This window comes from Halomonas sp. BC04, from assembly GCF_000568385.1.
In genome coordinates, this window is sequence record NZ_AZQX01000033.1 from 1 (window position 1) to 9,452 (window position 9,452).

Consider the following 9,452-nt stretch of genomic DNA (forward strand, 5'->3'; position numbering starts at 1 on the left):
ACACCAGGACAGCCTTGTTCCGCTTACCCATGATGACGATCGGTTTGTGAGACTCGGCGGTTTCATCAATCAACCGATAAAGTTTGCTGCGCGCCTCAGTTGCAGTAATGCCGGTCATGACGCACCTCTAGCGTGGGTTCAATATTCACCAAGTGTACGCCATTATGTACGTACGTCAATACGAACGCCTACGCGGTCGTGTGCTCGCAAAAGCCGCCATCATCCTGGGACGTCCAAGTTGGGAATACTCAGGTTCCCCCGGTTCGCAACCTGGCGATCAGACGCCGTATACCAGGCGCCCGCAGTAGCAGTACCAAGCCCAGACAAAGCTGCACCAGGCTGCCGATAAAGGCCACTCGCCCCTCCAGGATCCGCGGGGCACCAAACAGCTCGCTGTCATAAAACAGCCAGGCGCTATGGTTAACGAGTTGGGGCAGCGCGGTCACGGCCACATAGAGCCCCACCACTCCGATCAGTCCGGTCTCGAAGGTGGCTCCCTCCATTGCGGGTAGCGCCCCATCCTTCGCCTCGCGAGGCAGCAACCGTCCTGCCACGGCTGTGTGGTAGCGCCAGAGTGCGAGCGCCACGCCGGCAAACAGCAGAGTGGTAACGACGAAATAGCCAACATGCAGGTAGTGGAAATCACTGCTGTAGAAACTTGCGCCCTGCACCGCGAAGCGCAGGGCCGTGAGCCCGAGGTAGATGGCAAAGCAGCGAACGAGAGCCGCCACCAGGCTCTGGAGTGCAGTGGGTTGCATCGGGCAATCCTCGATGTGTGCGGAGTCGTCAGGCCACGCTGGCCGCAAACGTCTCGACGCCGGCGACATTCAGGCCACCACGCCCTGCCGACGATAGGCCTCGCCAAAGATCTGGTCGATGGAGCGGTGGGGATTCTCCTCGCGCAGTCGACGCACCTCGGCGGATAGGCGTACCAACTCCTCTCTGGGCTTGGCCCACTGCTCCCTGGGCAGCGGCTTGGACCACTCTTCCACCTCCGCCGGGCGCAGCTTGGGACGGCTCTTCATCAGACGCTTGGCCTCCCACTCGGTCAGGTAACCGGGCAGGTTCCATAGCTCGATGACATGGTAGGCATACCAGAAGAAAGTGAAGACCGGGCCCACTTCGCCCTTGGCCCGGCGCTCGCGCATCCGGCGACGCGCATTACGCAGCGTATGCACGCCTTCCCAAGGCGGGTCGTCCTTGCCACGTGGCAGATGAGGGTCCTGGATCTCGTGCAGCGAGTGGACTTCATACTCCATGTAGGCGCGGATCGCTTCCCAGTTGCTGATCGCCAGAGGCAAGCCCGCCGCCATGAATTCGAGCTTCAGCCACTTGCCTGTTTCCGGGTGAGCATAGCCCACCCCCATACCATACTGCTGCTGTACGCCGTACTGGGTGGCACCACGCGCTTCCACCACCCAGGCCATCAAGGACTCCCAAGGCACGTAGACGGTTTCCTGCGTATCGGTCAGGGTAAAGCAGACTTCACGGCGCTGGCGATTGAAGCGGATGGGGATGCTGCGCTTCAAGTTCTTCATTCCAGAATAGTAACCTAAACACATAATCAACAATCCAGCCGCCCCACCTATTACGCCCAACCATAGAAATATCTTATATAATGATATGAAATTTTCAGGTGAAATGCTTGGCATGAGCAACAAAATAAGTGCTGGAAAAACCAAGGCACATAACAGCAGGAATGCACACAGTGTTCCCGTGATAAGCTGCCATATAGATACGCTTGGCCCCCCCCCCCCGAAATCCAGCCAAGTGTCGTTAAGCTCGCTTACGGCCTTGCTCATATCCAGGGGCGGCTGACCCGTCAATAAGGGCAGTGGTGCCAGATAGGTAATCCGCCCCCCCGGGATCGCCTGTGTACCACCTGCACGATGGGGCTGGGATAGCTCAGGTTCAGGAAGGCCTGCATTCTTCTTCGCCATGGTGTACTCAATCAATCCTGAATGGCCCGGCCATCTCTCGTAGACTCAATAGCATCAGTGGCACCAGGCAACATTCAGGCCACCACTCCCTGATTGCGATAGACCTCGGCAAATATCTCTTCGATGGGACGATGTGGATCGCGCTGTCGGAGTTGGTTCACCTCAGCAGACATACGCACCAGTTCCTCGCTAGGCTTTGCCCACTGTTCCTTGGGCAGCGGTTTTGACCACTCCACTATCTCTGGTGGCAGTGATTTGGTGCCGAAGCGCCTGAGTAGCCACGTTTCCAACTCAGCCAGATAGCCCGGAAGAGTCCAGAAAGTGAGCAGGTGATAAAGATACCAGCCCAGGGTGTAAAACCAGCCCACCTCCCCGTTGCGACGCCGCTGGTGAAGCCGTCGGTGGGCGTTGCGGATGGTGTGGGCTCCCTCCCAAGGGGGATCCCCCTCTTCCCGGATGGACAGTGGACTCTGGATCTCATCGAGCGTATTGACATCGTACTCCATATAGCCACGGAGCGCCTCCCATTCGGCGCGGGCCAGAGGCAGGGCTGGTGTCATAAACTCCGTTTTCACCCACTGGTCGGTGCCGGGCAGCACATAGCCGATACCCATACCGTACTGCTGCTGCACACCGTACTGAGTGACGCCTCGCGTCTCGAACACCCACGCTCGAAGCGATTCCCAGGGCACGAAAACTGGTGCCTCATAGCCCTCACCATTCTTCTTTTCCGGCACAAAGCAGACTTCACGTCGCTGGCGGTGAAAGCGTGTAGGAATTACTTTTCTACGCTTCGAGTAAGAGGAGACAACAGCCCAGATGCAAGCGATTATTGCAAAAATAATTGCAATTGATGTCATCTTGACCGCTTCTTTCGCAACAGCCGTATACAAAGCATTTGAGATGAAAGGTGCTACAGATAGCGGAAGCAAGTAAGCCATCATAATGAATGACCAAAACAAACCTCCTAATATCAGTTGATTGCCAAAAACTCCGGGCCAGCCAGCCCCATAATCCAACCAGGTATCGTTGAGCTCGCTGACTGCCCCTTCGTTGAGCGCCGGCTCTCCTGTCGGGAGGGGTAGCGGCGCCAAAAAGGAGATTTGGCCCCCGGGTAAGGGCTCCACATCACCAGCTCGCTGTGGCTGGGTGGGGTCGGGCCCAAGAAGCACCTTACGTTTCTTGGCCATGGATCAGGCTTCGACTCCCTGGCGACGGTACGCCTCAGCAAAGATATCTTCGATGCCACGATGGGGGTTTTCCTCGCACAGTCGACGCACCTCGGACGACAGGCGTACCAACTCCTCGCTGGGCTTGGCCCATTGCTCTTGGGGCAATGACTGTGACCACTTATCAAGGCTGGCCGGCAAGATTTTACGTTCCGCTTTCTGGATAACGCGGATTTCCCATTCGGCCAAATGAAAGGGGATCGTCCAGAGATCGAGGATATGCCACAGGTACCACAGGATGACCTTGAATAGGCCGATCTCTCCCTCGCGGTAGCGGCGATGCAGGCGCCGACGGGCGTGGTGGAAGGTATGTACGCCTTCGTAGGGTGGGTCGCCGGCTTGATGCAAGCCATGCGGGTCCTGGATCTCCTCGCGGGTATGGACTTCGTACTCCATATAGGCCCGTACCGACTCCCATAAGCCCATCGCCAGTGGCATGCCGGGTTGTCGCAACTCGAGGAAGTGCTGCTGGTCCGACTCGGGATCGATGAAGCCGAACCCCAGACCATACTGGCGCTGTACGCCATACTGCGTGGCGCCCTGCGCCTGGGTCACCCAGGCCGCCACACTCTCCCAGGGCACGATGATCGGTGGCTTGCCCCCGCCCGGTGCGAAGGCCACCTCGCGGCGTTGGCGGTGGAAGCGGGTGGGAACGTCGTTGCGGAATTTGAAGTGATACTGGCACTTGATTGCCAAGGCCAATATCAGCACCAAAGTGCAAATTACCAGTGCCTGAGTAAACACCTCGTTATAAAGTCCCTCAAACCCCACGAAAAAAAGCTCGACGTCCTTGCCAATGAACCACATCAACCCCCCCCCTATCGCAGGGAGAAGAAAAACCAGCATTAAAAAACCTATGAAAGGTATTCCTAAAGTAAATTGCCAGGTAAAGGGCGTGGGGAGGCTACCCCCGAAGTCCAGAAAAATATCGTTAACTTCCCCAATAGCCTGATTGAAATCCACCGGTGCTGATCCCGTCGGCAAGGGGACAGGCGCAAGGTAGGTGACCTTGCCACCGGGTATGGTCTCGATATCCCCGGCCCGGTGGGGCTCGGTGATATCGGGGCGCAATTTCTGGAATTCCTTAGCTGCCATAGTAATGTCTTATATCAAGTAAGAAGAAGCGGATCGATTTCCAGCCAGGCCGCCGGCTCGCCAAGCAAGGCCATATCCGATGGGGTGTAAACACCTTCACCGCCCGAACGAGAGAACCGAATATGGTGCTCAAAGGGTTGATAATTGCCACTGCTATCAAGGGCCTCGATCCGTATTGCCATGATGGTATCATGGTGACGCCAGTCTCCCTCGCCCACCGGCTCCGGCCTGGGAAAGCCAAGTATCATAGGAGCCTCACCTTCCAGGTCGAGTTGACGATCGATTTGGCTGGTCGCAGGATACCAAAATTCTCGCGGACCTGGCCCGGTGTTCGAGCGCACTTGATAGCAGGCTAGCGACAGCTTATGTGGCGGCCTGCCCCCGAAGGGAGAAACAAGGCTTTGCAAGCCAATGGAAGGCAGGTTGAGCTCGAAGTCCACTGACTTTGGCCCTTCCATTCTGCTCTTCCACCAACCATCAAATTCCTCAATGCTGACGGTAAGCTTGGGAACTTGAGTGATCGCTTGTAGTTGTGACTGATACTCATTGAGGGAGGCATCGCTAATTCGGCCAGGTTCCTGGCTCCAAGGCGTCGTGAGCAGCCAATCATCATGGCGACTGGTGCTGTAACGGTTATACAGCCAACTGCCTCCTAATTCGAGTACGGAGAACAGGGCACCCGCGAGGTTGAAACGCCAGAACACTGCTCCCAAACGGCTCCGGCAGCTGCCCATTCGGCGCCTCGGAACGCCACTGAAAAGCCTGCATGGAGAGTATTATATAAGCCATAGGTATTGGCACCCACCATGCCAGCCGCGCCTACCATGCTCGCCATAGCGGCACTCTGAGCACTACTATTACCGCTACGCACAGCCTCTTTCCATGCATTGTTTCGGCTGTAAAGGGCGGAGGATGAGGCAAAAAATCCAAATAAATAAGTAAAGCCACCAAGAAATGTATGTAGCCTTCCAAGAGATGCAGTCACACTTTGGGCACCAGAGGTATTCAAGGCATTTGTAAGTGATCTTGCCCTGGCACTAAGGGCGGTATCCATAATTCCTTGGGCGGCCAGAAACCCAGCACTTCCCGTTGAGGTTAGACTGTTTAAAACTGGAGACCAACTAGCATCTCTATCATTAAGGTAATCTTCAACCAGCATTTTGGTAGCACTGCATAATACTGAAACCTGCGCCGCAAAGACCAATAACCCCAGCCCATCCCCCACCAGGTTCGCCCTGGGTGCTGCCACTATCCCCTGGCGCAGATTACGGATCAGGCCGCCCACTTCAGCCTGCTGGGCCGCCGGCAATACCAGAGTGAGCCCTGCTCGCCCCGGCGTGGCGCCGGCAATACGAACACTGTCCTCGGGGAGCTCTTCGATGGGACTCAGTGCACGTGCGAGTTCCGGTTCATGCACCGTCTGCAGCTCCTGACGAAGCCGCTTGAACTCCTCGAGCAAGGCCTGTGCTTCGAGCGAGCGGTGTCCGGCGGTCGCCTTGATCACGTTACGGCGTCTACGGATCCTGTCGAGTTCTTCTCTAATTGCCAAGACACGCTGGATGGTGCGACGGAACCTTTCCAGCTCCTCACGAGATGCCACGACGAAGCTGGCGCCAGTGCGCTGGATTGCGTCTAGAATTCTTGCAGGTAGCGCCTTGGGAAGGCGCCGGAACAATTCTTCCAAGTCGGGCACGCTATCACGATTGATGCTTTGATAGAACTCGCCCATGACTTGGGAGATACCCCGCGAGATCGCCGGCCCCAGCGGCTGGTGAGCTTCCTCCGCAACGATCCTGGTATTCTCGGGCAGTTCATCTACCACAGGAAGTCGCCCTGACTCAAGCGCGGTGAGCTCGCCCCACTTTTCGGTGGCCTTGAGTACCGCGTTATAGCCGGCATTACTGATCGTTGAGTGCTGACCGACGAAATCATTCTGATCAGCGAGCGGCAGGGTATGAAACAGCGGACGGTCGTAGTGGGGGGCCTCCTCAAGCCAATCGGCGATCCGTTCAGTTACCTCGTCGTTGCGGCAGATATCCTTTAGGCATCCATACTGGGTCTTGAAGGCTTCGTAGACCTGCTCCTCATTCTGCGCATCGAAGTACCAAGCGGCAGTGTGGAAATGCGTACTGCACAGCATGTTGGCGCGATCATTGGACAAGGCGTCGAGCAAAGCATTCCAGCGTTGCAACCGAGGACGTTGCTTACCAAGGAAGGCGTCCATACGATCCCGTTCGATCAGATCGTTGATGCCCCGCTGACCGATCCTGCTGCCTTCAAGCAGCGCCCTGAGTCGCTCGTTGTGCTGTTGCTTCATGGAAAGCAGAGCGTCACCATGCTGATCCACGAAGTCCCTTCCCAGACTGTCGCTTAGGCTATCTTCAACATAGTAACGGCGCACTTCCCTTTGCAACTGACTGGCGATTTCGCGGGCATTAGTGAGATTCGCCTCGCCACGCAACTCCCACAAACGTTCCTTGAGTTCAGCGGGCAAATCAGGATCGTGAGGCTGCGGAAGTTTCCCGGTATTGCTGTCTTGATTGAGAAAATCGAGCAGGGCCTGGCGAACTATTCCCTGCCGTGGCTCCTCCATCGCGGCGACTTGCTCCCACATGGCTTGCACGCTTGGATCTTCTGATACTTGGCTAAGATCATCCAGTGAGGCTGCTTTCAGCTGGGAAAGCGACTCGATGTAGCAGGCCAGCAGGTAATCCCGCTCGGTTTTCCCCTCGTCCTCCGTGGCCCACTCCTCGATCCACCCCACCACATTGTCCTGGAACTGAGCCAGGTCGCGCATGACACCGATGTCGTCGCGTACGACCAGGCACAGGCACTCGTCGCGATCCTCGACCTCGTGCTGTTTGAGCAGCTTGCCGAGGCGGGTCTTGTGGTAGTAGTGGTCGTTTTCCCAGTGGTAGGCCTCGCCTTCCTGCTCATGGCCGCCTTCGGGCTGCTCCAGCTCGGCCTCTTCGGCGAACTCGGCCACCCACTCTTCAGCCTGGGCGGTGGTGATCAGGTGCTCCCCGCCACCGGAAACGGGGTTGGCGCCGGAAAGGTCGACTGCCTGCATGAAGGCATCGCGATCTTCCTCGCTCTCCAGTACCTGGGCACGCTTGGCATCGGTCCATTTTACTTCGGAGAAGCAGACGTAGAGTGTCCGATCCGTCTCGTATTCGAGCTTGCCGCCGGTGATCTTATCGCCTTGCTCACGAAACTCGTATTCGGCGAGTTCGTTGGTTTCACCATCAAGCACGTAGAGAAAGCCGTTACGCAGCAGGCGAATGCCCAGCGGCCGGGCCCTCAGGGAATAGGGGGTGGAGCATCCCGGCTCGAGCTCTTCGACCAGGCCATAGCGCAGCGGCAGTAGTTGAACCTGGCCGCTGATCAGCGGGCAGGTGGCGCCCTCTTCGCAGTCCCGGCCCGGTAGCTCATAAGCAGCCAGTGCGGCGTCATCGCGGTCATCGTTGGGTCGCTCGAACGCAGACATGTGACATGCTCCCTATGTCGTGGGTAATGAAGATGTGGCCGCCAGTGCGGCCTCGAGGCGCGCCATGGGGCTGCCTCGTTCAGGGTCGGTGAGTATGCGACGCCATTCGGCAAGGCCCTCATCGGCTTGCCAGGTAGTAACGCCCAACCGGGCCATCAAACTGCACATCAACGCCCATTCCCGTGGTGAGGTGAAGCCCATGCCTCGGGCTTCGCGCACGATCTCAGTGAGCTGGGCATAGCGCCCCTGTCGATCCGGCTCCGTCAGCCAGCCAGCGCAGTGCTGGTCGACAAACCCCATCAACTGCCGGGCATGCCGACGCAAGTCGCAGGCCTGCAACCGTTTTAGCTGGGCTTCGGATAGACGATAGCCTGCGGGATCAGGCACCAGCGGGGGCGCTGTATCCTCTGCCGGTGTCCCACTGCACCATTCGTCGGCGACCGCATCGGGTAACACCAGGCGCTCGATGGGGCCCCAGGGCACCAGGGCAGGGGCGCTACCGTCCGGCAGCAGGGCGGCGATGACCGCCGGGTCAGCGAGCCGCAGCAGCATCGGGACGTCGAGCGGGTGGAGCACCAGGATCAGGCTTCGCAGATGGTCTGCCACCTCGGTGAGGGTGGCTGTGCTTTCGATCAGATAGCCCCACTCCGACGCCAGGCCATCAGCCAGAAAAGCCTGCAATACCGGGTCACCCTGCCCGCTCAGCTGGACCAACCAGGGTGATACATCGTTCACTTCGGCCCAGGGCGTGCCGGCATAAAGCAGGTCCGCTTCCAGCCGGCCTTGGGACCATTCATAGAGCCGACGTGGCAGTTCCTGTACTCGAACGCCATCGAGCAGCAGATACACCTGCTTCTCGATGGGCCAGGACCAAGCCTCCCCGGCCAACCCTTGGGAGAGCGGCCAACGCTTCATTTCCGTCACGCCTTACCGCCCTTTTCGCAGATGGGACATAGCGCCTGCTGCTGAAGCAGCGCCGCTTGCTGAGGTGCCTGAACCGGGGTGAACTGGGGCGCGGCCTCCGCCTCCCTCGCAACGCCGGCCCCTGGGCCGCCTGGCCACTGCCCGAGCCGGGGCTGCCGCCGGAGTTGATCTTGACGCTGGGGCCGACGATGGTCACGCCGCTGGGGTCGAGCTTGACGAAGCTGCCACCGGCCTTGAGGGTGATCTCGGCACCGGCTTCGATCACCACCTTCATGCCCGCCTTGTGGTGGATCTCCTGGCCGGCTTCGACCAGTTGAGCACGGCCGTACTTCTCGTGACGGGTGGCATCGACGATCAGGTGGTCGTCGCCGTCAATCTGGGTGTGTCGGCTTCCATGCACTGTCAGATGGTCGTCGCCATGGATCTCACCGATACGGTCGTGGTGCACGGTGAGGAAGCTGTCGTTGCCGATCTCCTCGGTGCGGTCGTTGTTGGTGAGCAGCTCCAGGTCCTTCTGGGCGTGCAGCCAGATCTGTTCCCGTTCGGCCTCGTCCTCGAAGCGCAGTTCGTTGAAGCCGTCGCCCTTGTGGCTCTGGGTGCGAATGACGGTGCGCGTCTTGTGCGCCGGCAGTTCATAGGGCGGCGTGTTCACCGCATGGTAGGTGCGCCCGGTGATCAGCGGCTGGTCCGGGTCGCCTCCAGGAACGAGACGATGACTCGTGCCCGATCCGGGGTATGGCGATGCTACCGTAGCCGCCGCCGGCCCAGCCTGGCTGA

General features: G+C 58.7%; 8 protein-coding genes and 1 pseudogene. All 9 read right to left on the reverse strand.

Annotated features, from left to right (window positions below):
* On the reverse strand, positions 1 to 118 hold a 118-nt coding region (locus tag Q427_RS02600; protein WP_043510722.1), incomplete at its 3' end, for a type II toxin-antitoxin system Phd/YefM family antitoxin.
* 130 nt (positions 119 to 248) lie between these two features.
* Positions 249 to 758, reverse strand: a complete 510-nt coding sequence (locus Q427_RS02605) for a hypothetical protein (RefSeq protein WP_043510724.1) — start codon at positions 756 to 758, stop codon at positions 249 to 251.
* A 69-nt stretch (positions 759 to 827) separates the two neighbouring features.
* Positions 828 to 1,529 (reverse strand): hypothetical protein, encoded by a 702-nt coding sequence (locus Q427_RS28520; protein WP_231613343.1) that lies wholly within the window; start codon positions 1,527 to 1,529, stop codon positions 828 to 830.
* 485 nt (positions 1,530 to 2,014) lie between these two features.
* Positions 2,015 to 3,130 (reverse strand): hypothetical protein, encoded by a 1,116-nt coding sequence (locus Q427_RS33175; RefSeq protein WP_231613345.1) that lies wholly within the window; start codon positions 3,128 to 3,130, stop codon positions 2,015 to 2,017.
* A 3-nt stretch (positions 3,131 to 3,133) separates the two neighbouring features.
* The gene (locus tag Q427_RS33180; RefSeq protein ID WP_043510728.1) at positions 3,134 to 4,264 is read right to left on the reverse strand and encodes a hypothetical protein; all 1,131 of its coding nucleotides are present in this window, start codon (positions 4,262 to 4,264) and stop codon (positions 3,134 to 3,136) included.
* Positions 4,265 to 4,278: 14 nt separating this feature from the next.
* Complete coding sequence (locus Q427_RS30955) at positions 4,279 to 4,968, reverse strand: hypothetical protein (protein WP_155833433.1); 690 nt, start codon at positions 4,966 to 4,968, stop codon at positions 4,279 to 4,281.
* Positions 4,917 to 7,751: a toxin VasX gene (locus Q427_RS02625; RefSeq protein WP_051496069.1), complete on the reverse strand. Its 2,835-nt coding sequence runs from the start codon at positions 7,749 to 7,751 to the stop codon at positions 4,917 to 4,919. The genes Q427_RS30955 and Q427_RS02625 overlap by 52 nt, the downstream gene beginning before the upstream one ends.
* A gap of 12 nt (positions 7,752 to 7,763) precedes the next feature.
* Positions 7,764 to 8,666, reverse strand: a complete 903-nt coding sequence (locus Q427_RS28530; protein ID WP_081785781.1) for a DUF4123 domain-containing protein — start codon at positions 8,664 to 8,666, stop codon at positions 7,764 to 7,766.
* A 5-nt stretch (positions 8,667 to 8,671) separates the two neighbouring features.
* A pseudogene (locus Q427_RS31925) lies at positions 8,672 to 9,452 on the reverse strand (type VI secretion system Vgr family protein); the annotation flags it as partial.